The organism is Actinoplanes octamycinicus, assembly GCF_014205225.1.
Taxonomy (GTDB): domain Bacteria; phylum Actinomycetota; class Actinomycetes; order Mycobacteriales; family Micromonosporaceae; genus Actinoplanes; species Actinoplanes octamycinicus.
The window spans coordinates 3,932,184-3,956,009 of sequence record NZ_JACHNB010000001.1 but is presented as its reverse complement, the minus strand read 5'-3'; the positions used below and the strand labels follow the sequence as shown (position 1 = coordinate 3,956,009).

Genomic DNA, 23,826 nt, shown 5'->3' with positions numbered 1-23,826 from the left:
AAGCCGAGGAGGGGAGACGACATGAGAACGACCACGAGACTGGCCGTCGCCGGCGGCGGGCTGCTCGCCGCGCTGGCGGTGACCGCCGGCCCGGCGCAGGCCGGCCCGCCCGACGACCGGGACGACGTCAAGGCCGCCTGCGCGACCTTCAACCGGGTCGGGGCGGAGACCGGGCTCTGGGACCGCCACGACTGCTCGTCCTGGCGGGCGGACAACCGGCACACCGTGGTGACCGTCCGGCAGAACGGCAGCACGGTCGTCCGGCAGACGACCACGGACCGCGGGGTGGACCTGGACTTCCAGGGCTGGCCGTTCACCGGCCTGCACGTGGACCTGCCGCGCGTGGTGAACATCAACGGCCCGGCCGGGGCGACCACCATCCCGGTGGACCGGCCGAAAGGCTGACCGGGTTCGCGGGGCCCGGGTGGCTCTCGCACGCCCGGACCCCGACCGACGACCGGGACTGATCAGCCGCCGGCCATCGCGCCGACGACCATGAAGGGCTCCTCGCCGCGCACCACCCGCTCCGGCAGGGGCGTGTCCGGCGGGTCGTTCGACAGGTCCTCCTCGCAGGCGAAGAACCGGACCAGCGGCCGCCGCCGTCCGGTCTCCCGGTCCCGGATCGTCCCGACCAGCATCGGGTAGTCGCGTTCCACCGCGTCCAGCACGCCGCGCTGGGTGACCGGTTCCGCCACCTCGACCCGGACCTCCTTGCCGCTCTGGGCGAGGGTCCGCAGGTGGACCGGCAGGACCACCCGGATCACGGCAGCACCTGCACTTCCACCGAGAGCACCGGCGGCAGGTCCCGGGCGATCGCGGTCCAGCTGTCGCCGCTGTCGGCGGAGGCGTAGACCTGGCCGCCGCTGGTGCCGAAGTAGACGCCGCACTCGTCGAGGGTGTCCACCGCCATCGCGTCGCGCAGCACGTTGACGTAGCAGTGCGACTGGGGCAGCCCGGCGGTCAGCGGCTCCCACTGCTCGCCGCCGCTGCGGCTGCGGTAGACCCGCAGCTTGCCGTCCATCACGTAGTGCAGCGAGTCGCTGGTGATCGGGACGACGTAGATGGTCTCCGGCTCGTGCGCGTGCACCGCGATCGGGAAGCCGAAGTCGGTGGGCAGGTTGCCGCTGACCTCACGCCACCGGCCGCCGGCGTCGTCGGTGCGCATCACGTCCCAGTGTTTCTGCATGAAGAGCGTGTCCGGCCGGGACGGATGCAGGGCCAGCCGGTGCACGCAGTGCCCCACCTCGGCGTCCTCGTCCGGGATGCCCTCGGAGCGGAGCCCCGCGTTGATCGGCTGCCAGGTGGCGCCGCCGTCGTCGGTGCGGAACGCCCCGGCCGCCGAGATCGCGATGTACATCCGATCCGGGTCGGTGGGGTGCAGCAGGATGGTGTGCAGGCACATGCCGCCGGCACCGGGCTGCCACTGCGGGCCGGTGCGGTGCTGGCGGAGCGCGGTCAGCTCCTCCCACTTCTGCCCGCCGTCGGTGGACTTGTAGAGCGCCGCGTCCTCGGCGCCGGCCCAGACCGTGTCCGGGTCGGTGCGGGACGGCTCCAGGTGCCAGATCCGCTTGAACTCCCACGGGCGGGGCGTGCCGTCGTACCAGAGATGGTCTCCGACCGGCGGGCTGTAGGCGAAGTCGTTGCCGACCGCCTGCCAGTTCTTCCCGCCGTCGTCGGAGCGCTGCATGACCTGGCCGAACCAGCCGGACGTCTGGGAGGCCCAGAGCCGGTCCGGGTCGGCCGGGGACCCGTTCATGTGGTAGATCTCCCAGCCCGCGAAGTGCGGCCCGTCGATCGTCCAGTCCTGGCGCGTGCCGTCCGAGGTGAGGATGAACGCGCCCTTGCGTGTGCCTACCAATAACCGAACGCCAGTCATTGCCCCACCATGCCGCATCACCACGGCCGACGGCTGCCCCCGTGGGGAAGAAGACCCTACAGAGCGCGGGCCATCTCCGCCTGTTCGGCGAGGACCTCGTTCATCCGGATCTGGACCGCGTCCATCTTCCCGATCGTCTCGCTGGTGGTGTGGATGCCGGCCGCCACCGTCTCGGCGCTGGCCTGGATCCCGGCGATCTGCTCGGCCACCTTCTGGGTCGCCTCGGCGGTCTCCCGGGCCAGGTCCTTGACCTCGCCGGCGACCACCGCGAACCCCTTGCCGGCCTCGCCGGCCCGGGCCGCCTCGATGGTGGCGTTCAGCGCGAGCAGGTTGGTCTGCTCGGCGATCGACTCGATGATCTTGATGACGTCGCCGATCGCGGTGGACGCCTGGCCGAGCGCGGCCACCTCGGCGGTCATCGCCGACGCCCGGGTGACCGCCTGCTCGGCGACCTCGGTGGCGTCGCCGCTGGCGTTGCGCAGCCGTTCCACGGTGTCCAGCAGGGCGCGGGCGTTCTCGGCCGCCCGCTCCTGCGCGCGCAGCACGTCGAGCCGCTGGTTGACCAGCTGCTGCACGTTGCGCAGGGCGGCCGCCCGGGACTCGGACAGGTCGATGTACTCGGTGGTGAAGAAGTCCATGGTGCCGACGATCCGGTCGCCGCTCATGATCGGGAAGCAGACCCCGGAGCGGACCCCGGCCCGGCCGGCGGCGGGCGCCCGCACGCAGTCGGTGAGCTCCGCCAGGTCCTTGACGAAGACCAGGTCGCGGGACCGCCAGGCGCGGCCGGAGAGCCCGACCCCCTCGGCGAACGTGGCGGCCAGGGTGACCCGGCGGAACTCGTCGCCGGCCGAGCCGGACTCGACCTGGAACTTGAGCACGTTGTCCTGCGGGTCGATCTCCCAGTACGACCCGTACGCCCAGCCGAACGCCGAGCGCACCGCGTCCAGCGCCGCCCGCAGCGCGGACTGGCTGTCCTGGGCCGCGCCGAGCCGGTTGACCACGGTGGTGACCGCGACCCGGTCGTCGGCGGCCTGGCGCAGCTCGGCGGCGACCACCGCGGCGCTGCGGGCGCGCTCGGCGATCCGGGTGATGGCGGCGAACTTCTCCCGGCGGGCCGCGTCCAGGTAGAGCGGGGTGGCCGAGTAGTACTCCAGGACGGCGAGCACCTCGCTGCCCCGGGTGACCGGCAACGCCACCCCGGCGGCCATCCCGCCCCGCATCGCGGCCTCGCAGCGGCGGTCGCCGTCGCAGTCGGCGGGCGACTCGGCGACCGCGGCCTGCCGGGTCCGGAAGGCGCGCCCGATCAGCCCGATGTCCGGGCGGACCACCGGACCGGCGCTGGCCGCCTGCACCTGCGAGGTGATCCGGCCGACCTCGTGCAGCAGCCGCAGCTGGCCGCTGTCCGGGAGCCAGACCGCGCCGTACCCGAAGTCGTACGACTCCACCGTGCTGGCCACGGTGATCCGCCAGGCGGTGGTCTCGTCGATCGCCGACTCCAGGGCCAGCACCAGTTCTTCCAGGGCTTCGACGTCACGAGGGATGGGCCGCGTGACCTCCGGGCTCGCCTGCCGGGAACCGAACAACCGCACGCTGCTTCTCCTTCACCGAATGAACCGGCCGTCACCTGATGAATCGGCCCGTTCCCGCAGAGATGTAGCGGAACTTCGGGCCGGCCGGCCGGGAGATCCGGTCACGGCCGGACCAGCAGCACCCGGCACGGCGCGTGGTCCACCACGAACCGGCCGGCCGGGCCCAGGCTGCGCGGACCGGCCCGCCCCGGCTCGCCGTCCCGGGCCAGCACCAGCAGGTCCATCCCGGCGCACGCGGCCACCACCTCGTGCTCCACCCGGCCGCGCCGGAACACGGTCCGCACGTCGTCCCGCGCGAACCGCCGCACCGCCGCTGCCATCAGCTCGGACTCCGCCGCCGCGCCGGCCGCCTCGACCGCGTCGCCGGGGTCCGGGTGCCCCCGGTGCGGCCATCCGCCCCGGCCGAGCAGCCCGGCGTAGGCCCCGTGCGCCCCGGCCGCGATCGCCGGGTCGACCACGTGCACCAGGGTCACCGCGTCGGCCGGACCGGTCACCTCGCGGGCCGCGTCGACCGCCGCCGGCCAGACGCCCTCGCGCACCCACACCAGCACCTGCATGCCCCGACCCTCTCAGTCCGGGGACGGGCGGCGCCACCTCACCGGCGTACCGAGAACCGGGGTTGATCCGCGCGGTCGGCGAGCATGCCGCGGATCGGCGATTCCTGGGAGTGTCATTCAGGTTGGCTGGGTACCTTGACTGACTCGGGTGCCGGATCCCGGCGCCCGGTTCGTTCTCGTGAGGGAGTTGATGTCCGCCGTGGGCGGATATGGCTGGCAAGTTGTCCTCGTCGTGGTACTGGTGCTGCTCAACGCGGCCTTCTCCGGCAGTGAGATGGCGCTGATCTCGTTGCGGGAGAGCCAGCTCCAGCGTCTGGAGCGGCAGAGCCGCACCGGCCGCACCCTGGCCCGGCTGGCCCGGGACCCGAACCGGTTCCTCGCCACCATCCAGATCGGCATCACGCTGGCCGGCTTCCTGGCGTCGGCGGCCGCGGCCGTCTCGCTGGCCCAGCCGCTGATCGAGCCGCTCGGCTTCCTGGGCTCCGCCGCCGAGCCGGTCTCGATCGTGGTGGTCACCGTCATCCTGACCTTCTTCACCCTGGTGGTCGGCGAGCTGGCGCCGAAACGGGTCGCCATGCAGCGGGCCGAGGGCTGGGCGATGCTGGTGGCCCGCCCGCTGGACGTGCTGGCCACGCTCTCCCGCCCGGTGGTCTGGCTGCTCGGCAAGTCCACCGACCTGGTGGTCCGGATGGCCGGCGGCGACCCGGACGCGGGCCGCGAGGAGGTCAGCCCGGAGGAGATCCGGGACATGGTGGCGCAGCAGCAGGAGTTCACCCCGGAGCAGCGCACCATCATCAGCGGCGCCTTCGACATCGCCGACCGCATCCTGCGCGAGATCCTGGTGCCCCGTCGCGACGTGCTGATCCTGCCGGCCGAGCTGCCCGCCGCCGAGGGCCTGCAGCGGCTGGTCGAGGGCGGCCACTCGCGGGCCCCGGTGACCGGCCCGATGGGCCTGGACGACGTGCTCGGCGTGGTGCACCTGCGCGACCTGATCGGCGCCGAGGGCCCGGTCCGCACCCAGATGTTCACCCCGCTCTTCCTGCCCGAGACGCTGAAGATCGCCGACGCGATGCGCCAGCTGCGCACCCAGCGCCAGCAGTTCGCCCTGGTGGTCGACGAGCGCGGGGCGATCGACGGGATCGTCACGATGGAGGACCTGGTCGAGGAGGTGGTCGGCGAGATCTACGACGAGACCGACCGCGACGTGCAGTCGGTGGTCCGGGAGGAGGACGGCGCGATGCTGCTGCCCGGCACCTTCCCGATCCACGACCTGCCGGACATCGGCGTCGAGATCGAGGAGGCCGACGAGGGCGACTACACGACGGTGGCCGGCCTGGTGCTGGCCCGGCTCGGGCACATCCCGACCACGCCGGGTGAGACGGTGGCGATCGACGGGCACACCGCCGAGGTCGTCGAGATCACCGGGCGGGCGATCACCCGGCTGCGGCTCCGACCGGTGCCCAGTGAGGAGACGGCGCCGGTCGCCTGAGCGTTCCACCCCGATGCCCACGATCGTCGCGCTCGCGCTGCTCGGTGCGGTCCTCGGCTTCGCCGTGGCCCGGCCGCGCGGCCTCCCGGAGGCCGCCGCCGCGGTGCCGGCCGCCCTGCTCTGCGTCGTTTTCGGCCTGGTCACGCCGTCGGCGGCCGGGCACGAGGTGGCCGAGCTGCTGCCCACCGTGCTGTTCCTCGCCGCCGTGCTGGTGCTGGCCTACCTGGCCGAGCAGCACGGCGTGTTCGGGTACGCCGGCGCGGTCGTCGCCCGGTTCGGCCGGGGCCGCCCGCGCCGGCTGCTCACCGCGGTCTTCGCGGCGGCCGCGGTGACCACCGCGATCCTCAGCCTGGACGCCACCGTCGTGCTGCTCACCCCGGTGGTGCTGACCGTCGCCGCCCGGGCCGCGGTGGCGCCCCGCCCGCACGTCTACGCCTGCACGCATCTGGCGAACTCGGCGTCGCTGCTGCTCCCGGTGTCGAACCTGACCAACCTGCTGGCGTTCGCGGCCAGCGGGCTGAGCTTCGCCGGGTTCGCCGCGCTGATGGCCGTTCCGTGGCTGGCCGTGGTCGCCGCCGAGTACCTGATCTTCCGGTTCTTCTTCCGCCGCGACCTGGTCGGCCGGGCCGAGCAGCCGGACCCGCCCGGGCCGGCCCCGCGCTACGCCCTGACGGTGCTGGCCGCGACGCTGGCCGGGTTCGCCGGGTTGCAGCCGCTCGGGGTGGAGCCGGCCTGGGTGGCGGCGGCCGGCGCGGTGGCGCTGGCCGTCCCGCTGGTCCGGCGCGGCCGGGAACGGCTCGGCACGCTGCTCGCCGAGGCCAACCCGATGTTCTGCGCGTTCGTGCTGGCGCTCGGCGTGGTGGTGCTCGCGGTCCGCTCGCACGGGCTCGGCGACTGGATCGACGGCCTGGTGCCCGGCCACGCCGACCTGGCCGGGCTGCTCGCCGTGGCCGGGCTGGCCGCGCTGCTGGCCAACGTGCTGAACAATCTGCCGGCCACGCTGGTGCTGCTGCCGGCCGCCGCGCACTCGCCGGGGCTGCTGCTCGCCGTGCTGATCGGGGTGAACGTGGGACCGAACCTGACCTACGTCGGCTCGCTCGCCACGCTGCTCTGGCGGCGGATCCTGCACGCCCGGGACGCCGCCCCGCGTACCGCGGAATTCCTCCTGCTGGGCCTGGCGACCGTGCCGGCGTGCCTGGTGGTGGCGGTGGTCGCGCTCTGGGCCGCGCTGCGGGTCGGGGGCGTCTCCTAGTACCGGTGACGAACGCCCCCGCGCGGCTGACCGGCGCTACCGGACGAAACGGATCTCCGGATAGCGCGGGTCCGCGCCGCACATCAGCCGGCTGCTCCGGCCCCGCAGGTGCTGGTCGAAGAAGGCCCGCAGGTAGTCGCGCTGGATGGCGACGGAACGCTGCGGGCGCAGGGTGCCGACCAGTTCGGCGAGCTGCTCGGCGGTGAGGCCGATCTCCGAGGCGGCCTGCGGGTACAGCACCTGGCCGTCGTTGAACGAGCCGTGCACCGAGCCGGTCAGGCTCAGCTCACGCTTCCAGCCGCGCTGGTTGGTCCAGAACGCGTCCCAGGTCGGGTCCTCCGGGTCGGTGCCGTGGTCGCTGCTCAGCAGCAGGAACGGCCGGTCGGAGCCGGCGACGGCGCCCGCGCCGACGAGAGTGCCGTCCAGGTTGACCCCGGCCTTGATCCGCCGGTCGTGGTGCATCGTGGCGGCGGCGGTGCTGCCACCGAGGGAGTGGCCGAACATGCCGACCCGGTTCAGGTCGAAGGCGCCGCGCAGTCCGACCGGGAGCCGGCGGTTCCCCGCGTCGGGGTTGCCACCGGCGTTGACGACGGCCAGCTGGTCGAGGACGAACCGGGTGTCCGCCTCCCGGACCGCGACGGCCTGGGCGATGATCTGCTCGTCGATGTCCGGCGGGATGGCCGCCACCTCGACCCGCCCGTCCGGGAACTCGACCTCGCTGGCGTCGTGGGTGTGGTCGATGGTGACGACGATGTAGCCGTGGCTCACCAGCTCCTCGGCGAGGACGGTGCTGGTGCCGCGGTCGCCGCCCAGACCGGGCGAGTAGAGCACGACCGGACGGCCGCCGCGCACCGGTGCGCCGTCCCGGCCGTGCGTGGCCGTCGCCCGGACCCGCTCGGCGGGCAGGCCGAACATCTCGGCGAAGTGGGGCACCGCGCCCGGCGACAGCCACGGCGCCACCGGGTGGCCCTGAAGGTGCCGGGCCGGGTACCAGATCTGGATCATGATTTCGCGAACCGGCCGGCCGGGCACCCACGGATCGGTACGGGTGCGGTCGACCAGGTGGAGCGCGACGGTGCCGAGCCGCTCGGGGCCGGTCGGAGCGGGCAGCGTGTACCCCAGGGCGGCCGATCGTGGCCGGGCGGCGGCCGGCACGCCGGCGACGACGCCGAGGCCGGCGGTCAGGCCCGCGGTCAGGACGGCGGCCGACAGCAGCGACCGGCGGGTGAGGGCCGGGGCGGGTCCGAGCATGGTACGACTCCTCGGGAGACGGGGTGAACGGTGATCACCCTGCCCGGATCCGGGCGCGCTGTCGGTGGGGCGGGCAGCCGGTCCGGGGTGGGGTTTTCCGCACCCCGCGGGTGGGGTGGCACCATGGCCCGCGCCGGCGGCCCTGTCTAGGTTGATCCGGTGACCTCGGTGGAAATGGCGATACCCCGGCGCGGCGGTGCGCTCCGCACGGTGCTGCGAGCCCTCTGGCCGGCGCGCACCTGGCGTGCCACCCTGCACGCGCTGACCGGGCTGCCGCTCGGCGTGGCCGCCTTCGCGCTGACCTGCGGGTTGCCGGTCGGCGCCGGCTACAGCGCGATCTGGAGCCTGCTGTACGCCTCCGGCGACGACCTCGCGCTGACGATCCTGTTCATCGTGCTCACCGTGACCGCCACGCTGGCGCTGCCGTGGGTGGTGCGGGGCCTGTCCGCGGTGCAGCGCCGGCGGTTCCGGGCGCTGCTCGGCGTCGAGATCCCGCCGTCCCACGGGTGGTGGCGGCAGGCCGGCTACCACGTGCTCAGCCTGGTCATCGGGGTGTCCGGCGCGGCCGCGGTGGCGGGCTGCTGGTCAGCGACGCTCCTGGCCTGGGCGGAGCCCGTCGCCCTGGTCCTCGCGGTGCCGGCGCTCGTCGCCGCGCCGTGGGTGGCCCGCGTGGTGGCGCGCGCCGACACCGCGGCGGCCCGGGCGCTGCTCGGGCCGAGCCGCACCGAGGAGCTGTCCGTGCGGGTGGCGACGCTGTCGCGCAGCCGCGCCGAGGTCGTCGCCGCCACCGACGCCGAGCGCCGCCGGATCGAGCGTGACCTGCACGACGGTGCCCAGCAGCGGCTGGTCTCGCTGGCGATGAATCTCGGCATGGCCCGGGCCAACCTCACCGACCTGCCCGCACCGGCCCGGCAGGCCATCGTGGCGGCCCACGACGAGGCCACCCAGGCGCTCGCCGAGTTGCGCGACTTCGTCCGCGGCCTGCACCCGGCGGTGCTCGACGACCGTGGTCTCGACGCGGCGCTGTCCGGCATCGCGGCCCGGGCACCGGTCCCGGTACGGGTGGCCGTCAGCGTGCCGGGGCGCTGCTCGCCGGTCGTCGAGGCGGTCGCCTACTTCGTCGTCTCGGAGGCTCTCACCAACATCGCCAGGCACGCCCACGCGAGCCGGGCCGAGGTCACCGTCGACCGTGTCGCCGACCGGCTCCGCGTCGTGGTCACCGACGACGGCCGCGGCGGCGCCACCCTCGACGGCGGCACGGGGCTGCGCGGGCTCGCTCAGCGCGCCGCGTCGGTCGACGGGACGTTCGCGGTGCACAGCCCGGCCGGCGGCCCGACGACGGTCACCGTGGAGCTGCCGTGCGGATCGTGATCGCCGAGGACTCGGTGCTGCTCCGCGCGGGTCTGACCAAACTGCTCGCCGACGGCGGGTTCGACGTCGTCGACGCGGTGGCGGACGCCGAGCAGTTGCTGCGCGCGGTCGCCGAGCACCGTCCCGACCTGGCACTGATCGATGTGCGGATGCCGCCCACCCACACCGACGAGGGCATCCGCGCCGCTCTGGTCATCCGGCACCAGTTCCCCGAGGTCGCCGTCCTCGTGCTGTCGCAGTACGTCGAGGAGCGGTACGCCACCGACCTGCTGTCCGTGCGGACCAGCGGCGTCGGATACCTGCTCAAGGACCGGGTCGCCCACGTGTCCGACTTCCTCGCGGCCCTGCGCCGGGTGGCCGCCGGGGGCACCGCCCTGGACCCCGAGGTGGTCGCGCAGCTGCTGGTCCGCCACCGCCAGGACCCGATGGACCGGCTCACCCCCCGCGAGCTGGAGGTGCTGCGGCTGATGGCGGAGGGCCGCTCCAACCACGGCATCGTCGACACCCTGAAGGTCAGTCACAGCGCCGTCGAGAAGTACATCTCCAGCATCCTCAGCAAGCTCGACCTGCCCCCGACCGACGCCGACCACCGCCGCGTCCTCGCCGTGTTGCGGTTCCTGCGCATCTGACCGCCGGGCCGGTCGCGCAGCCCCCGCGTGCTCGCCGCGGGGCCGGCAGCCGGCGGTCAGCGGCCGGCGGTCGGCCGATCGGCTCGGTCGGCGGATCGGTGTTCGCTGGCGGTCACCGCTTGCAGGGCGGCCAGGGTCTCGCGCATCAGCGAGCCGAGGCCGGCCGGCTCCGGGTCGGCCACCCAGCGCTCGAACGCCACCCGGAACACCACGATCCCGGCCTCCGCGGCGAGCGTCGCCGCCGGGTCCGGCACCCCGCGCCGGCGCAGCCCGCCGGCCAGCGCGCCGCCCAGCCGGGCCATCTTGATCAGCTCGCGCTCGCGCAGCTCGGCGTTGGCCTCGACGACTGACTGACGGCGCCGGGACCAGGCGTGGTCGCGCCCGAGCGGACCGGCCGCCGCGTCCAGCGCGACCGCCACCACGGCCATCGGGCTCGCCGCGGCCGGCGCCGTCTCCAGCGCGCCCAGCAGCGCCCGCTCCAGGGTCTCGGAACCGCCGAAGAGCACCTCGCGCTTGTCCGCGTAGTGCCGGAAGAAGGTCCGCGCGGTCACCCCGGCCCGCTGGGCGATCTCGGCCACGGTGGTCTGCTCGTAGCCCCGCTCGACGAACAGCTCCATCGCCGCCTCACGGAGCCGGTCGGCCGATCCGGGTTCCCAACGCACCATGCCGTGATCGTAGTCATGTCACACCGTGACATCACCCGCGCTACAGTGATGTCATCAAGTGACATCACGTCCACGGAGGCTGTCATGCGTGTTCTCGTCACCGGCGCCAGCGGCTGGATCGGCTCCGCCACCGTCACCGCCCTGCTCACCGCGGGTCACCAGGTCACCGGCCTGGCCCGCTCGGACGCCGCGGCCGCCCGGATCGGCGCGCTCGGCGCCACCCCGGTCCACGGCGACATCGAGGACCTCGACGGCCTGCGGGCCGCCGCGGCCGACTCGGAGGGGGTCGTCCACCTCGGCTACAACCACGACTTCTCCCGGATGGCGGAGGCGGCCCGGACCGACCGGGCGGCCATCGAGGCGCTCGGCGCGGGCCTGGCCGGCACCGGCCGTCCGTTGCTGATCGCCGCCGGCGTCCTCGGCCTGGCCGCCACCGGCCGGTCTGAGGAAGCCGCCACCGGCCGAGCCGAGGAAGCCGCCACCGGCCGCGGTGAGGGCGCCGGGAGCGGCCGGGACGAGGGAGCCGCCACCGGCCGGGGCGAGGACGCCGGGAGCGGCCCGGTCGCCGTCGAGACGGACGGCCCGGCGCCCGGCGTGCACCCGCGCGGCGCCAACTCCGCGGTCGCGCTGGCCCTCGCCGACCAGGGGGTCCGCCCGCTGGTGGTGCGGTTCGCGCCGACCGTGCACGGCGCCGGCGACCACGGTTTCATCGCGGCGCTGGTCGCGGCCGCCCGGCAGCGGGGCGTCTCCGGTTACGCCGAGGACGGCGCCACCCGCTGGCCCGCCGTGCACGTGCGGGACGCCGCCGAGCTGATCCGCCTGGCGATCGAGGACGCCCCGGCCGGCTCGGTCCTGCACGCCACCGCCGAGGAGGGTGTCCCGGCCCGGGTCATCGCCGAGGCGATCGGCGCCGGCCTGGGCCTGCCGGTCGCCTCGGTCCCGGCCGACCGGATCGACGAGCACTTCGGCTGGATCGGCCGGCTGTTCGCGCTGGACGCCCCGGCCTCCAGCGCGGCCACCCGGCGCCTGCTCGGCTGGAAGCCGACCCGCCCGACCCTGCTCGACGACCTCGCCGCCGGCCACTACTTCGGATAGCCGCCGGTCCGGGCGGGCGCGCCACTCACGGATCCGCGGGTGGCGCGCTCCGCGCCTTTTCGGTACGCCCTCAGCGCTCCTCGCCCTGCAGCACCTTCTGCCAGGTGACCGTCTTGCCGAAGACGTACGCCGTGGTGGCGATGATCGTGGTCCCGGCCAGCAGGATCACCGGGCCCCACGCCTGGGCGTCGAAGGAGCAGAAGTCCTTCAGCGGCGTGGTCGGCAGCGACAGGGACCAGACCAGGTAGGCCGCGGCCGCGGCGGCCGGCTCGACCAGCGGGATCGTGAAGCGGTCGTCCGGCGCGACCTGTTTCTGGCTGCGGTAGGCCAGGCCCAGGGTGAGCAGCACGGTGGCCACGCCGAGCAGGATCAGCCAGAGCCAGCGGGAGGTGTAGTCGGCGTCGCACTCGCGGGCGCCGGGCGGGACGGTGACCGTGCCGAGCGCGGCCTGCACGGCCAGGTAGATCGAGATGGTCTCGGTCGGCACGTACTTGACCAGCTGGGTCAGGACCGACCCGGCGACGCTGGTGCCGGCGGTGCTCCGGGCGGCCAGCTCGCCGGCGATCTTGGCGTCGTCGGGCGGGGCGCCCTTGGCCATCTGCTCGGCGGTGACCGCGGCCGCGGTGGCGGCGGCGGTCCGCGGCGAGACGCCGGGCGTCCCGCGCAGCCGCAGGGCGCTGTCCTCCGCGATCGACGACAGGCTCATGCCATCCTCCCGACCCGCACCGCCTCGGTGACCATCGACCGACAAGATTAATGAGAGAAAGGCCGGAAAGGCATGCCTGTCAATAAATACAAAGTGTCCGGAAGGTGACCCGGAAAGCAATGGAAAGATCAGCCGATTGACACTGTGGAACGACCGGAGTTGACTTCCCGGCATGCCGATCAAACGATACGGCGTGCTGCGCGCCGCCGTCATCGATCGCAAGATCGAAACCACTGACACCCCGCATTATCAAATACATCTGCGGGCGGCCGGCGTCGATTACCGGGCCGCGGTCAACGTGCGTTCCCAGCAGTCCCCGCCGGAGCTGCTCCATCTGGCCGTGGACGCCTTCGCCCACCCGGTGCTGGACCTGCTGGCCGCGCTGCCGGACGGCTTCTCCGAGCTGGACAGCCGCCCCGGCGGCCCGGCCCTGGACTACATCCGGGGCAACCTGTTCCAGCGGCAGGACATGCGCCCGGTGCCGACCGCCGAGCCCGGCCCGGAGAACGACCTCGGCGATTTCCTGGATCATTATGTCCGCCGCGCGCTCGGCGATCCGGAGGCCCGGGTCTACGTTTTCGGGCAGGCCTGGGGACCGGAGCCGAAAGCCGACAAGGTCTTCCATTTCTCGCCCGGCAACGGCATCCACGACGTGCACATGAATCAGGGCAACGACGGCCGGTTCACCGGTGACGACGGCGTCTATCAGGACGGCGGTCTGCTGCTCCGGTTCGCCGGCACGTGGGTGGCGATCTTCCTGGCCTTCCAGTCGCAGGCCTGGCACACCGACGACATCACCGGGCACCGCCTGCCGGAGATCCCCGAGCCGGGCCCGGCCCCGACGCCCGGTCCCGGCGAGCCCGACCACCTGGCCCGCATCGTCGGCGCCCTGGCCAACCCGGTCGGCCCGGCGCCCGAGGCCGAGTCGGTGACCCTGCTCAACGCGTCACCGTCCGACCTGGACCTGACCGGCTGGAGCCTGCTCGACCGGGCGAAGAACAGGCAGCCGCTGACCGGGACCCTGGCGGCCGGCGCCACGGTCCGGGTGGCGGTCAGCGCCCCGCTCGCCCTGGGCAACCGGGGCGGCACGATCACCGTCCTCGACGCCCAGGGGCTGAAGGTCGACGGCGTCGCCTACACCGCCGACCAGGGCGCCCGGGAGGGCTGGACGATCGTCTTCTGACAACCGCCGCCGGCCACCGCCCGGCCCGGGGCGGCGGACGGCGGCGCGGCAGACGGCGGCGGCGCGGTGGCAGAGGGCGGCGCGGCGGCAGACGGCGCCGTGTCCGCCTCGACCACGAAGACCGAGCCGCCGTCCGGGTGCGGCTCGTGGCGCACGTCGCCGTGGTTCGCCTGGGCCAGGCTGCGCACGATGTAGAGGCCCAGCCCGGTGCCGCGGACCGTGCCGGCGGTCTGGTCGGCCCGGGCCAGCCGCTCGAACAGCCGCGGCCGGAACTCCGCGGGCACCCCGGGACCGTGGTCCTCGACCCGCAGCCGGACCCGGTCGCCGGCCGGCTCGATGCGCAGCGCGCTCGCGCCGCCGGCGTACTTGGCGGCGTTGGAGAGCAGGTTCACCACCACCTGCTGCAGGTGGGCGGGGTGGAACAGGACGCTGGCGTCCGGGCCGAGGATCGGGACGTCGCGCTGGTCGGCGGCCTCCAGGGCGCGGGCCAGCTCGGCGCGCAGCGACAGGCGTTCGCGGACCGCCTCGATGTCGCCGGTGTCCAGGCTGACCATGGCGAGCACCTCGCGGACGATCTCGTCGAGCCGCTCGGCCTGCCGGTTCACGATGCCGATCAGCCGGCCGTGCGGGGTGCCCGGGTCCATCTCGGCGGCGAGCAGGTCGGTGTACCCGATGATCGACTGCAGCGGGTTGTTGATCTCGTGGCCGAGCATCCCGATCATGTCGAGCTTGAACCGGTCGGCCGCCTCCAGCTCGGCGTTGCGCCCGGCCAGCGCGGCCGCCGCCTGGTCCCGGGCGCGCTCCGCGGCGCGCCGCGCGGAGATGTCGCTGACCACCACGATCAGGTGCCTGGGCCGCTGCTCGGCGGTGCGCACCAGCGAGACGGTGGCCTCCACGTCCACCCAGTGCCCGTCGGCGTGCCGCATCTGCGCCTCGTGCGTGTACGAGTCGGCCTCCCCGGCGAACAGCCGCGCCACCTCCTGGTGCATCACCGGCCGCACGTCCGGGTGCAGGATCTCGTCGTCCACGTTGCGCCCGGCGACCTCCTCCGGGCGGCGGCCGAGCATCCCGGCGAGCGCCCGGTTGACCGCGATCAGGGTGCCGTCCAGAGCGCGGATCGCCTGGCCGACCGGGGACTCCAGGAACTGGGCGCGGAACCGTTGCTCGTTGAGGGCCAGCGCCTCCTGGGCCGCCCGGGCCGCGGTGACGTCCGTGTTGATCTCCAGGATCTGGTCCGGCCGGTGCACGACCTGCCGGCTGAGCACCGTGACCAGCCGTCCGGTCGCGGTCAGGTGCTGCACGGTGCCGTCCCAGTGCCCGTCGCGCTCCAGCGCCGCGGTCTGCTCGGCGAGCGTGCCGCCGTCGACGAACGCGGTGCTGAACAGCCGGTGGGTGACGTGCCCGTGGGCGGCGTCCGCGGTCCAGCCGTAGAGCCGCTCGGCCCCGCCGTTCCACCAGAGGATCCGGCCGGCCAGGTCACGGACGATCACCGCACTCGGGATGATCTCCAAAACGCGCCGTTCCAGGTCCGTCCGCTCCAGCGTCTGCACCGCCACCTCCACCCTCCGGGCACTTCCGAGGGGTATTACGGCGGGCGGCCGCGGAAATTTAGTCCGGGACGACGCGGCAGACGCCGTCCAGCATGAGGTCGACCGCGCGGTCCGCGGCGGCCCGGGCGGCGGCCGCGTCCGCGGTGGCCTCGGCGACCCCCTGGACCATGGTGAACAGCAGGATCAGGTCGTCCGGCACGAGATCGGTACGGACCAGCCCGCTCTCCCGGGCCCGGCGCAGCGGCCCGCCCAGCGCGGTCAGCGCGCGCTGCAGGTAGCGGTTCTGGGTGGCGCTGTCGAGGCGCCGGATCAGCACCACCAGCCCGCGCATGGCGATCTGGGTGTGCAGCACCGAGCGCAGCAGGTGACGGAAGTGCTCGGCGTGCCCGGTCAGGTCGGCGGCGGCCTGCTCGAGCCGGTCGAGGTGGTGGTCCAGGACCGCGACGGTGAGCGCGTGCCGGTCCGGGAAGTGGCGGTAGAGCGTGGCCTGGCCGACGCCGGCGCGGCGGGCGATCTCCGGCATCAGCGAGACCGGGTCGGCCTCGGTGAGCACCTCGCTCGCGGCCATGACGATGGCCGCCCGGTTGCGCTGAGCGTCGCGGCGACGCGCAGTCGGGGTTCCGTAGAGCATCCTCATCACCCCCTTACCGACCAGTCACGTTACCGGTCGGTAACGAGAATGTCATCACCTTCACTTTCTCGGTACGGCTTCCTACGCTGCCGCCACGACGCGTCGCCATACCCGCCCCATCCGCCCGAGGAGTGCGCTATGGCATTACGCCGTCTTTTTTCGGTATTCATCGGCTTGGTCCTCGTCCTGGCCGGCACCGCGAGCCCCGCCCGGGCCGCCGGCACCACCGGCTTCCAGGCGGTGGACATAGCCGGCGCCGGCGGCGTGACCCTCAAGGCCAACTGGATCGCTCCGGCCGGCACCGGCCGGCATCCGGCGATCCTCTTCCCGTCCAGCTGGGGCCTCAACGACCTGGAGTACCTCGCGCAGGCGAGGATCCTGGCCGGCAAGGGCTACGTGGTGGTCTCCTACACCCCGCGCGGCTGGTGGTTCTCCGGCGGCACGATCGACACGGCCGGGCCGCTGGACATGGCCGACCTGTCCCGGGTGGTGGACTGGACGATCGCGAACACCCCCGCGGACGCGGACCGGATCGGCGCGGCCGGCATCTCCTACGGCGCCGGGATCAGCCTGCTCGGCGCCGGCGCGGACCGGCGGATCCGGGCGGTGGCGGCGCTCAGCGGCTGGTCCGACCTGGTCTACTCGCTCTACTCCGGCGACACCCGGCACCGGCAGTCGTCCGGGCTGCTGTCGCTGGCCGCGCAGCTGGTCGGCAAGCCCAGCCCGGAGCTGACGCAGATGCTCGGCGACTTCAACGGCAACCGGAACGTCGACTACGTCAAGGCATGGGGCCGGGCCCGCTCGGCGAGCACCTCCCTGGACGCGATCAACGCGAACCAGCCGGCCGTGCTGCTGGCCAACGGCTGGGGTGACTCGTTCTTCCCGCCGAACCAGCTGACCGACTTCTTCGGGAGGCTGACCACCCCGAAACGCCTGGAACTGCGCCCCGGCGACCACGCGATCGCCGAGCTGACCGGCGTGCTCGGGCTGCCCAACGACGCCTGGCAGAGCCTCTACGACTGGTTCGACCACTACCTGGCCGGCCGGCCCACCGGGGTGGAGTCCGCGCCGGCCGTGCGGGTCAAGCCGCTGAACGCGGCCACCGAGTCGTACCCGGACTGGTCCGCCCTGACCGGCAGCACCCGCCGCTACGGCCTCGGCCGGATCCGCCTGCTGGACGGCACCGGGCTGCTCGGCGGCGCGGCCTCCACCGGCTGGACCAAGCAGCTGCCCGCCGGCAAGGACACCGTGGCCGGCGGCGGCGTGGTGCTGCTGACCAACGGCGCCTCGGCGATCACCGGGCAGCAGCCGAGCGTCTGGCTGCCGTTCGTCGACCGGGCCCGGGCCGGCGTCTGGGCCGCCGAGCGCCCGTCCACCGTGCTGCGCCTGCGCGGCACGCCGAAGGTGCACCTGGAGCTGTCCGGCGCGGCCGGCACCGGCACCCTGGTCAGCTACCTGTACGACCTGGACGCCCTGGGCAACGCCAAGCTGATCACCCACGCCCCGGTCACCTGGCTGACCCGGACCGGCAGCGTCGACGTCGACCTGTTCGCCACCGCCTACGACCTGCCGGCCGGCCACTCGCTCACCCTGGTGGTGGACACCGCCGACCCGCTCTACTACGACGAGAACGCGCCCGGCGACACGATCACCGTGACCGGCGGCTCCTACCTGGACATCCCGCTGCGGGATCGATGACCGGGCTCACTCGTCGGGCGGCTCCGGGACCGGGGCGCGCCCGCGGGCGGCCGGGCGCATCGTCCCGGCCGCGGGCGGCCCGAGCGGCGGCTCGACGCCGGGTGTCGGCGGCGACACGGCCGGCGGCAGCGGCGGACCGCCGAGCAGCACCGCGTAGGGCGAGGCGGCGACGAGCCGCGCGGCCCGCGCCCGCCGGCGACGCACCAGGAGGAAGATCAGCGCTGCTGCCGCCACGACCGCCGCCACCGCCCCGAGCACCCACCAGCGCCGGGAGCCGTCCCGGGGCGGCTCTCCGAGCACCGTCTCGCCGGCCAGGACCAGGTCCCCGGACCGCACCGACACCGACACCCGGGCCCCGGGCCGCTCCGGCGATCCGAAGCGGACCAGGCACCGGCTGCTCAAGGCGGTCTCCACCTGGTCCAGCGCCGGCACCACCACCGGATCGCCGGCCGGCGCGAAGAAGCCGCCGGTCGCCGTGGCCGCCGTCGACCAGTACCGGTCCGGGTCGGTGGTGCCCACCACGACCAGCAGGATGCCGGCGGCCCGGAACCGGTCCGCCAGCCGCCCGGCGCTGAAGCCGCTGACCCGGCCGGCGGTGGTGTAGAGCAGCACCACCCGTTCCCCGGCCGGGCTGTCCGCGAACTGCCCGGTGGCCAGCGTCAGGGCCGCCGCCGTGTCCCGCTCGCCGCCGGCTCGGACGGTGTCCAGCGCCCGCACGACCCCGGCCGGCCCGCGGACCGGCCCGGCCACCACCGCGGCCGGCGCCCGGTCGGCGATCACTACGGTCCGGGTCCGGGCCGGCGCCGCCAGGCTGAACCGCGCCCCGGCGCTGAGCCAGCCCGGCAGCGCCGCCGCGCCGTCCGCCGACGCGTCGACCACCAGGGACACCGCGAGCGCGCCGGACACTACCGGCCGCAGCCGGGCCGGCCGCGGCGCCCCGTCGACGTTCACCGCGACGCTCCCCCGGCTCGCCGCGGGCGCCGCGCTGACGTCCACCACCAGGGTGGTCTCCCCGGCCCGCGCCAGCACCGCGGTGATCGGCAGCGGCACCACCTCGGACCCGCCCCGGGCGGCCGCCCCCGGCAGGACCACGACGAGCGCGGCCAGCGCGGCGGCCGCCCGCCGGCTACGCGAGGTCGGCGAAGGCGATGACATTGTCCCGGTAGCTTCCTCGGGCGGCGTCGAAACTGCCCCCGCAGGTGATCAGCCGCAGCGTCGGATCGAGGGTCGGCGCGTAGACCGCCTCGGTCGGGAAGTCCACCTTGGGCACCCGCACCACCTCGGTGATCCGGAACGTCACGCTGCTCCGGTCGGCCCGGTCGACGGTCACCAGCGCGCCCGGGCGCACCCCGCTGAGCCCGGCGAAGATCCCCGGGCCGGTCCTCGAGTCGACGTGCCCGAGGATCACCGCCGGCCCGGGCTGGCCGGGACGCGGCCCGAGCCGGTACCACCCGGCCACCTCGACCCGGCTCGGCACCGCGATCGTCCCGTCCGCCGCCTGCCCGAGCCGCTGCAGCGCGCTGTCCACGCGCAGCTGCGGGATCCGCACCCGCACCGGCTCGGCCACCTCGGGAAACGTCCGCTCGGACCGGAAGCCGCCGGCCACCAGCGGGCCCGCGACGACCGGCGGCGGCACCGGACCGCCGCGCGCCCCGGTGGTCCGCGCGGGCTGCGCCCCCGCCAGCAGGCCCGCGGCGGCCAGAGCGACAACCAGACCTTTCCCGTACGCGGTGAGCGCGCCCCGGCCCGTACCGAAGAATCGCGGTCCGCCCATCAGCGGCCCGTCACCCGCGGATCCCCCGCGAGCCCGCCGTAGCCGGTCTGCGGGCCGCCCACCGGAAGCCGCCCGGCGACCGTCGCCCCGAACGCGTCCGCCAGGTCCCGGGCCAGCTCGAACCCGTGCTCGTAGGTGCGCTGCGCCAGCCGGTGCGCGGTCACGTAGTCGCGCGCCGCGTAGGCGTCCGCGTGCCGCAGCAGCATCTCGTCGTGCCCGCGGAACTCCGCGGACAGCCGCGCCGCGTCCATCCGTTTCCCGGTGACCTCGCTGAGCAGCGCGCCCATCCGCTGCTCGTAGTCGTGCAGGTGGGCCTGGGCGGTTTCCCGGCCGGCCTGGTCGCGACCGGCCGTGGACGCCGCGTAACCGACCAGCTGCTCGACGTGGAAACCCCAGACCTGCTGGAAACGGCGCGCGGCCGGGGCGCCGAACAGGGTGTCCATCGCCGCGGTCAGGTCCCGGGTGTTCGCGTTGATCTGCTGGCCGGCCGCCGCGAAGTCCGGGGTGTTGGTGACCGCGGCCCGGGTCACGTCCTCGGCCAGCACCACGTGCTCGGCGAGCAGCCGGCCCAGCTGGGAGCGCAGCCGCCAGACCGGCTCGCGCAGGGCGTCCCGGTCGCGGGCCGGCAGCAGGCCGTCGGCCAGGGTCCGGCCCAGGTCGTACATCTGCTGGTAGCTCTCGCGGTAGGTGCGGTCGGCGCGCCGGTAGTCCCGCGCGGCGTACGCGTCGGCCTGGCTGACCAGGTGGTGCGCGTGCAGGTCGAGGGCCTGGTGCACGGCGCCGGCCGGCAGCCGCCCGCGCGAGGCGCCGGCGAAGAACCGGCTCAGCTCCTCCTCGTACTCGACGATCTCCGCCTTCGCGTGCGCCCGGGCCGCGTCGTCCTGGTCGGCGACCCCGCTGGCGTAGGCGACCAGCGAGACCACGTGCTCCGACCAGAGTGGAGCGAATCGGCGGGCCAGGTCGGCGCCGAACAGCTGCCGCATCAGCGCCGTCACCGCGTCGGTGTTCTGCCCCAGCGCCGCGTTCGCCGCCTGCACGAAGTCGTCGTCGCCGCGGATCCGGCTGCGCATCAGGTCGGCGGCCAGGACCGCGTGCTGGCCCATCAGCGCCTGCAGCCGGACCGCGGAGTCGGGAGCGCTGACCGGCGCGGCGGCGACCGAGACGCCGGCCGCCGGACCGCCGGTGAGCAGGGCGAAGCCGAGCAGGACCGGCAACACCCGCCGGAACCGTGAACGCCGCATCCGCCTCACCGCCCGAGGAGTCGCGCGCAGGCCACAGTCGACAGTACGCCGCCCGGAGTTCGCCGTCCCGCCCGAAATCCGACAACCATCGGGCCTCTACGTGCAGTAACGTCTTGATTACTGTTGGCCTATGGGTGGGGGCCGAAATTGGTCACAGTGGAAGCGGTCATCATCGCCGAGCGCTACCGGATCATCCGGCCACTCGGCTCCGGGGGGATGAGCCACGTCTGGCTCGCCCGTGACGAGGTGCGGCACGTCGACGTCGCGATCAAACAGTGCACCGTCCCGCAGGGACTGCACCCCGAGCAGCGCGAGGTGGTCAGCACCTGGGCGCTCAGCGAGGCGCACGCCGCGGCCCGGGTCCGGCACCCGCACGTGATCCGCACCCTGGACGTGCTGCCCGACCCGGACGGCCCGTGGCTGGTCATGGAATATGTCCCGGGCCGCTCGCTGCAGCAGGTCATCCAGGCCGGCGGCGCGCTGCCACCGGCCCGGGTCGCGCGGATCGGCCTGGCCGTGCTGGACGGGCTGGGCGCCGCCGGCCGCGCCGGGCTGCTGCACCTCGACGTCAAACCGGGCAACGTGCTGATCGGCGACGACGGCCGGATCGTGCTGATCGACTTCGGCCCGGCGGTCACCGAGGCCGGGATCGCCGCGCTGACCCAGGCCCGGGTGGTGCTCGGCTCCCCCAAGTACATCGCCCCGGAGCGGCTCTTCGACCGCACCTCGACGGCCCGCTCCGACCTGTGGTCGCTGGGCGCCACGCTCTACCACGCCGTCGAGGGCCAGCCGCCCTACGCGCGCGGCAGCACCGCGGCCACCCTGCGCGCGCTGGCCGCCGGACCGCCCGACCCGCCGCGCCGGGCCGGTCCGCTCACCCCGCTGCTGGCCGGGCTGATGCGGCACGACCCGGCCGCCCGGCTCGACCCGGCCGCCGCCGAGGAGCTGCTGCGCCAGGCGGCCCGGCCACCCCGGTCGGTGATCCGCCGCCGGGTGCCCGCGCTGGCCGCCGCGCTCACCCTGCTCGCCGCGCTCGCCGTGGGCGGCAGCGCGCAGGGCCGGGAGAACCCGCCCGACCCGCTGCCGGCCGGCTTCATGTGGTGGCAGGACCCGGCCGGGCTGCGGCTGGCGGTGCCGACCGGGTGGACCGCGCACAGCGCCGCCGGCGCGCTGTCGTTCACCGACCCGGCCGACCGGATCACCCTGCGGATCACCCGCTGGCCGCACCCGCGCGGGGACGTGCTCGCCGACCTGATCGGCCAGGAGCGGGCGGTGAAACTGCCGAGCTACCGGCGGGTGCGGATCGAGGCGGTGCCGGCGCCGGTCTGGGAGTTCACCTACACCGACCCGAAGGCCGGCCCGATGCACGTGCTGCGCCAGCTGGTCGACGGGACACACCTCGTGGAGTGGCGCACACCACGTGCCGATTGGGCCATCAGCCTGCCGAAACTCACCGAAATCAGAGCCAGTTTCGGCTGAGGCAGAATGTGCAGCCATGTATGTCGGGATCACCGGGGCGGGCGCGTACCTTCCGGAGCGCGAGGTCACCACGGGCGAGCTGCAGGACGGCATCGCCCGGGCCGGTGGCGTCCGCCTGCCACGCGGGCTGTTCGCCCGGCTCACCGGCATCGAGAAACGCCGGATCGCCGGCCCCGACGAGTACGCCTCGACGCTCGGCGTGCACGCCGCCCGCGCCGCGCTGACCGACGCCGAGCTCGACCCGCTCGACATCGACCTGCTGCTGTTCGCCTCGGCGTCCCGGGACATGGTCGAACCGGCCACCGCGCACATCGTGCAGACCGAGCTGGGCAGCCGGGCGCACGCGCTGGACGTCACCAACGCCTGCAACAGCTTCCTCAACGGCATCGACCTGGCCCGCTCGATGGTCCTGGCCGGCCGGGCCCGCCGCGCCCTGGTGGTCACCGGCGAGACCCCGAGCCGGGTGATGCGCGACCGGATCGACAGCCTGGCCGAGGCGCGCCGCTCGTTCGCCGGGTTCACCTTCGGCGACGCCGGCGCCGCCGTGGTGGTCGAGCCGGTCGCCCGCGGCGGCATCCTGGACATCGACACCGAGACCCACTCGCAGCACTGGACGGTCGGCGGCATCCCGGGCGGCGGCTCCCGGTACCCGCGCGGCGACGAGCACACCTACTTCGCCGGCGACGGGCACCGGCTGCGCGGCGTCTTCGAGAAGGTCGGCGCCAGCATCCTGGACCGGGTCCGGGCCCGCACCGGGCTGGAGCACACCGATTACGCCAAGGTGCTGGTGCACCAGGTCACGCTGCCCTACCTGGACCGGTTCGTCGAGGTCACCGGAGTGCCCCGGGACCGCCTCGAGGTCACCGTCACCGGCCTGGGCAACGTCGCCAGCGCCACCCTCGGCGTCCAGCTCGCCCGGATCGCCCCGGCGCTGGACCCGGGCGACAAGGTGCTGCTGATGGGCCTGGGCGGCGGGGTCAGCATGATGACCATGGTCTGGGAGCGCTGATGGGCACCGACCTGTGGGTGATCGTCCCGGCCTACAACGAGGCGGCCCGGATCAGCGCCACCTTGTACGCCCTCGCCGCGCAGACCGACACCGACTTCACCCTGCTCGTGGTCGACAACGGCTCCACCGACACCACCGCCGACACGGTCCGCGCCTTCGCCGGCTGCGCCCCGTTCCCGGTGCACGTCCTGGTCGAACCGGAGAAAGGGGTGGGCTGCGCGGTCGACACTGGGATCCGGCACGCGATCGCGGCCGGCGCCACCCGGATCGCCCGCACCGACGCCGACTGCCTGCCCCGCCCCGGCTGGGTGGCCGCCGCCCGGGCCGCGCTCGACGACGGCGCCGGGATGGTCTGCGGCCGGATCACCGCGCGGCGCGACGAGCACGGCCCGGCCGGGCGGGCGGTCTTCGCCGGGCTGGTCGGGCTCGCTGCCGCGTTCGGCCGGATCCGCCCCGCGCACCGCGGCACGAGCTACCTCGCGCCGTACCGGATGCACGCCGGCAACAACATGGCGATCACCGCCGAGCTCTACCAGGCGTGCGGCGGGATGCCGCGCCGGCCGTCGCCGACCGACCGGCTGTTCCTCAACCGGGTCCGCAGCACCACCACGGCGATCGCCCGCCGCCGCGACATGGTGGTGGAGAACTCCACCCGCCGGATCCGCGCCTACGGCGTGCTCGGCACCGCCAAGTGGTACCTGGACAAGGGCAGCGGCCCGCGCACCCCGGACCCGAGGTGACCGTGCCCGCTCACCTTCCCGCCGCAGCCCGGGCCGCTGTG

23 protein-coding genes are annotated in these 23,826 nt (G+C 74.4%); 11 read left to right on the top strand and 12 right to left on the bottom strand.

The window, feature by feature from the left end:
- Nucleotides 1–21 precede the first annotated feature (21 nt).
- Nucleotides 22–405 (top strand): hypothetical protein, encoded by a 384-nt coding sequence (locus BJY16_RS17735; RefSeq protein WP_185040521.1) that lies wholly within the window; start codon nt 22–24, stop codon nt 403–405.
- A 62-nt stretch (nt 406–467) separates the two neighbouring features.
- Here the strand turns inward: BJY16_RS17735 and BJY16_RS17730 are convergent, their stop codons facing one another.
- From BJY16_RS17730 to BJY16_RS17715, 4 genes are all read right to left on the bottom strand, one after another.
- Complete coding sequence (locus BJY16_RS17730; protein ID WP_185040520.1) at nt 468–764, bottom strand: MoaD/ThiS family protein; 297 nt, start codon at nt 762–764, stop codon at nt 468–470.
- Nucleotides 761–1,876, bottom strand: a complete 1,116-nt coding sequence (locus tag BJY16_RS17725; protein ID WP_185040519.1) for a WD40/YVTN/BNR-like repeat-containing protein — start codon at nt 1,874–1,876, stop codon at nt 761–763. Before BJY16_RS17725 ends, BJY16_RS17730 begins: the two co-directional genes overlap by 4 nt.
- Before the next feature lie 56 nt (nt 1,877–1,932).
- The gene (locus BJY16_RS17720; protein ID WP_185040518.1) at nt 1,933–3,465 is read right to left on the bottom strand and encodes a methyl-accepting chemotaxis protein; all 1,533 of its coding nucleotides are present in this window, start codon (nt 3,463–3,465) and stop codon (nt 1,933–1,935) included.
- 101 nt (nt 3,466–3,566) lie between these two features.
- A complete protein-coding gene (locus tag BJY16_RS17715) occupies nt 3,567–4,022 on the bottom strand; it encodes a universal stress protein (protein ID WP_185040517.1) in 456 nt (151 codons plus the stop codon).
- A gap of 190 nt (nt 4,023–4,212) precedes the next feature.
- Here BJY16_RS17715 and BJY16_RS17710 point away from each other — a divergent pair, with 190 nt between their 5' ends.
- The gene (locus BJY16_RS17710) at nt 4,213–5,511 is read left to right on the top strand and encodes a hemolysin family protein (protein WP_185040516.1); all 1,299 of its coding nucleotides are present in this window, start codon (nt 4,213–4,215) and stop codon (nt 5,509–5,511) included.
- Nucleotides 5,512–5,524: 13 nt separating this feature from the next.
- Nucleotides 5,525–6,763, top strand: a complete 1,239-nt coding sequence (locus BJY16_RS17705; RefSeq protein ID WP_185040515.1) for an SLC13 family permease — start codon at nt 5,525–5,527, stop codon at nt 6,761–6,763.
- Between the two features lie 36 nt (nt 6,764–6,799).
- Here BJY16_RS17705 and BJY16_RS17700 read toward each other — a convergent pair whose 3' ends face one another.
- Nucleotides 6,800–8,014, bottom strand: a complete 1,215-nt coding sequence (locus BJY16_RS17700) for an alpha/beta hydrolase family protein (protein ID WP_185040514.1) — start codon at nt 8,012–8,014, stop codon at nt 6,800–6,802.
- A gap of 159 nt (nt 8,015–8,173) precedes the next feature.
- On the opposite strand from BJY16_RS17700, the gene BJY16_RS17695 reads away from it, so the two are divergent.
- Both BJY16_RS17695 and BJY16_RS17690 read left to right on the top strand, forming a co-directional pair.
- The gene (locus tag BJY16_RS17695; RefSeq protein ID WP_185040513.1) at nt 8,174–9,385 is read left to right on the top strand and encodes a sensor histidine kinase; all 1,212 of its coding nucleotides are present in this window, start codon (nt 8,174–8,176) and stop codon (nt 9,383–9,385) included.
- Nucleotides 9,373–10,014: a response regulator gene (locus BJY16_RS17690; RefSeq protein WP_185040512.1), complete on the top strand. Its 642-nt coding sequence runs from the start codon at nt 9,373–9,375 to the stop codon at nt 10,012–10,014. The genes BJY16_RS17695 and BJY16_RS17690 overlap by 13 nt, the downstream gene beginning before the upstream one ends.
- A 56-nt stretch (nt 10,015–10,070) precedes the next feature.
- Here BJY16_RS17690 and BJY16_RS17685 read toward each other — a convergent pair whose 3' ends face one another.
- Nucleotides 10,071–10,679, bottom strand: coding sequence for a TetR/AcrR family transcriptional regulator (locus BJY16_RS17685; protein ID WP_185040511.1), 609 nt, complete (start codon nt 10,677–10,679; stop codon nt 10,071–10,073).
- 84 nt (nt 10,680–10,763) lie between these two features.
- Between BJY16_RS17685 and BJY16_RS17680 the strand changes: the two genes are divergently transcribed.
- A complete protein-coding gene (locus tag BJY16_RS17680) occupies nt 10,764–11,774 on the top strand; it encodes an SDR family oxidoreductase (RefSeq protein ID WP_185040510.1) in 1,011 nt (336 codons plus the stop codon).
- Nucleotides 11,775–11,844: 70 nt separating this feature from the next.
- Here BJY16_RS17680 and BJY16_RS17675 read toward each other — a convergent pair whose 3' ends face one another.
- Nucleotides 11,845–12,480: a hypothetical protein gene (locus BJY16_RS17675; protein ID WP_185040509.1), complete on the bottom strand. Its 636-nt coding sequence runs from the start codon at nt 12,478–12,480 to the stop codon at nt 11,845–11,847.
- Between the two features lie 172 nt (nt 12,481–12,652).
- Here BJY16_RS17675 and BJY16_RS17670 point away from each other — a divergent pair, with 172 nt between their 5' ends.
- Entirely contained in the window at nt 12,653–13,663 is a 1,011-nt protein-coding gene (locus BJY16_RS17670; RefSeq protein WP_185040508.1) for a DUF2278 family protein, read from the top strand.
- Here BJY16_RS17670 and BJY16_RS17665 read toward each other — a convergent pair.
- Nucleotides 13,615–15,213: a PAS domain-containing sensor histidine kinase gene (locus tag BJY16_RS17665; protein ID WP_185040507.1), complete on the bottom strand. Its 1,599-nt coding sequence runs from the start codon at nt 15,211–15,213 to the stop codon at nt 13,615–13,617. The genes BJY16_RS17670 and BJY16_RS17665 overlap by 49 nt on opposite strands.
- Nucleotides 15,214–15,271: 58 nt before the next feature.
- Nucleotides 15,272–15,844, bottom strand: coding sequence for a TetR/AcrR family transcriptional regulator (locus BJY16_RS17660; protein WP_185040506.1), 573 nt, complete (start codon nt 15,842–15,844; stop codon nt 15,272–15,274).
- Between the two features lie 174 nt (nt 15,845–16,018).
- Between BJY16_RS17660 and BJY16_RS17655 the strand changes: the two genes are divergently transcribed.
- Nucleotides 16,019–17,542 (top strand): CocE/NonD family hydrolase, encoded by a 1,524-nt coding sequence (locus BJY16_RS17655; protein ID WP_239177516.1) that lies wholly within the window; start codon nt 16,019–16,021, stop codon nt 17,540–17,542.
- Between the two features lie 6 nt (nt 17,543–17,548).
- On the opposite strand, the gene BJY16_RS17650 is transcribed toward BJY16_RS17655, so the two are convergent.
- From BJY16_RS17650 to BJY16_RS17640, 3 genes are read right to left on the bottom strand one after another with little or no spacing between them, the layout of a single operon-like run.
- The gene (locus tag BJY16_RS17650; protein WP_185040504.1) at nt 17,549–18,697 is read right to left on the bottom strand and encodes a vWA domain-containing protein; all 1,149 of its coding nucleotides are present in this window, start codon (nt 18,695–18,697) and stop codon (nt 17,549–17,551) included.
- The gene (locus BJY16_RS17645) at nt 18,669–19,316 is read right to left on the bottom strand and encodes a class F sortase (RefSeq protein ID WP_185040503.1); all 648 of its coding nucleotides are present in this window, start codon (nt 19,314–19,316) and stop codon (nt 18,669–18,671) included. Before BJY16_RS17645 ends, BJY16_RS17650 begins: the two co-directional genes overlap by 29 nt.
- Nucleotides 19,316–20,557 carry a hypothetical protein gene (locus BJY16_RS17640; protein WP_239177514.1) on the bottom strand — a complete coding sequence of 414 codons (1,242 nt, stop codon included), beginning with the start codon at nt 20,555–20,557 and terminating at the stop codon, nt 19,316–19,318. The genes BJY16_RS17645 and BJY16_RS17640 overlap by 1 nt, the downstream gene beginning before the upstream one ends.
- Nucleotides 20,558–20,713: 156 nt before the next feature.
- On the opposite strand from BJY16_RS17640, the gene BJY16_RS17635 reads away from it, so the two are divergent.
- Genes BJY16_RS17635 through BJY16_RS17625 form a run of 3 tightly spaced genes read left to right on the top strand, consistent with a single transcriptional unit; the run spans nt 20,714 to nt 23,785 of the window.
- Nucleotides 20,714–22,036: a serine/threonine-protein kinase gene (locus BJY16_RS17635; protein WP_185040502.1), complete on the top strand. Its 1,323-nt coding sequence runs from the start codon at nt 20,714–20,716 to the stop codon at nt 22,034–22,036.
- Nucleotides 22,037–22,052: 16 nt separating this feature from the next.
- Nucleotides 22,053–23,045, top strand: a complete 993-nt coding sequence (locus tag BJY16_RS17630) for a 3-oxoacyl-ACP synthase III family protein (RefSeq protein ID WP_185040501.1) — start codon at nt 22,053–22,055, stop codon at nt 23,043–23,045.
- A complete protein-coding gene (locus BJY16_RS17625; RefSeq protein WP_185040500.1) occupies nt 23,045–23,785 on the top strand; it encodes a glycosyltransferase family 2 protein in 741 nt (246 codons plus the stop codon). Before BJY16_RS17630 ends, BJY16_RS17625 begins: the two co-directional genes overlap by 1 nt.
- The last annotated feature ends 41 nt before the right edge of the window (nt 23,786–23,826 follow it).

Bases quoted from the DNA above. Each gene is read 5' to 3' on its own strand.
- BJY16_RS17700 (WP_185040514.1), bottom strand. From the start codon at position 8,014: ATGCTCGGACCCGCCCCGGCCCTCACCCGCCGGTCGCTGCTGTCGGCC.
- BJY16_RS17685 (WP_185040511.1), bottom strand. From the start codon at position 10,679: ATGGTGCGTTGGGAACCCGGATCGGCCGACCGGCTCCGTGAGGCGGCG.
- BJY16_RS17625 (WP_185040500.1), top strand. From the start codon at position 23,045: ATGGGCACCGACCTGTGGGTGATCGTCCCGGCCTACAACGAGGCGGCC.
- BJY16_RS17735 (WP_185040521.1), top strand. From the start codon at position 22: ATGAGAACGACCACGAGACTGGCCGTCGCCGGCGGCGGGCTGCTCGCC.
- BJY16_RS17640 (WP_239177514.1), bottom strand. From the start codon at position 20,557: ATGCGGCGTTCACGGTTCCGGCGGGTGTTGCCGGTCCTGCTCGGCTTC.
- BJY16_RS17715 (WP_185040517.1), bottom strand. From the start codon at position 4,022: ATGCAGGTGCTGGTGTGGGTGCGCGAGGGCGTCTGGCCGGCGGCGGTC.
- BJY16_RS17645 (WP_185040503.1), bottom strand. From the start codon at position 19,316: ATGGGCGGACCGCGATTCTTCGGTACGGGCCGGGGCGCGCTCACCGCG.
- BJY16_RS17725 (WP_185040519.1), bottom strand. From the start codon at position 1,876: ATGACTGGCGTTCGGTTATTGGTAGGCACACGCAAGGGCGCGTTCATC.
- BJY16_RS17660 (WP_185040506.1), bottom strand. From the start codon at position 15,844: ATGCTCTACGGAACCCCGACTGCGCGTCGCCGCGACGCTCAGCGCAAC.
- BJY16_RS17705 (WP_185040515.1), top strand. From the start codon at position 5,525: ATGCCCACGATCGTCGCGCTCGCGCTGCTCGGTGCGGTCCTCGGCTTC.
- BJY16_RS17630 (WP_185040501.1), top strand. From the start codon at position 22,053: ATGTATGTCGGGATCACCGGGGCGGGCGCGTACCTTCCGGAGCGCGAG.
- BJY16_RS17670 (WP_185040508.1), top strand. From the start codon at position 12,653: ATGCCGATCAAACGATACGGCGTGCTGCGCGCCGCCGTCATCGATCGC.
- BJY16_RS17680 (WP_185040510.1), top strand. From the start codon at position 10,764: ATGCGTGTTCTCGTCACCGGCGCCAGCGGCTGGATCGGCTCCGCCACC.
- BJY16_RS17675 (WP_185040509.1), bottom strand. From the start codon at position 12,480: ATGAGCCTGTCGTCGATCGCGGAGGACAGCGCCCTGCGGCTGCGCGGG.
- BJY16_RS17650 (WP_185040504.1), bottom strand. From the start codon at position 18,697: ATGTCATCGCCTTCGCCGACCTCGCGTAGCCGGCGGGCGGCCGCCGCG.
- BJY16_RS17710 (WP_185040516.1), top strand. From the start codon at position 4,213: ATGTCCGCCGTGGGCGGATATGGCTGGCAAGTTGTCCTCGTCGTGGTA.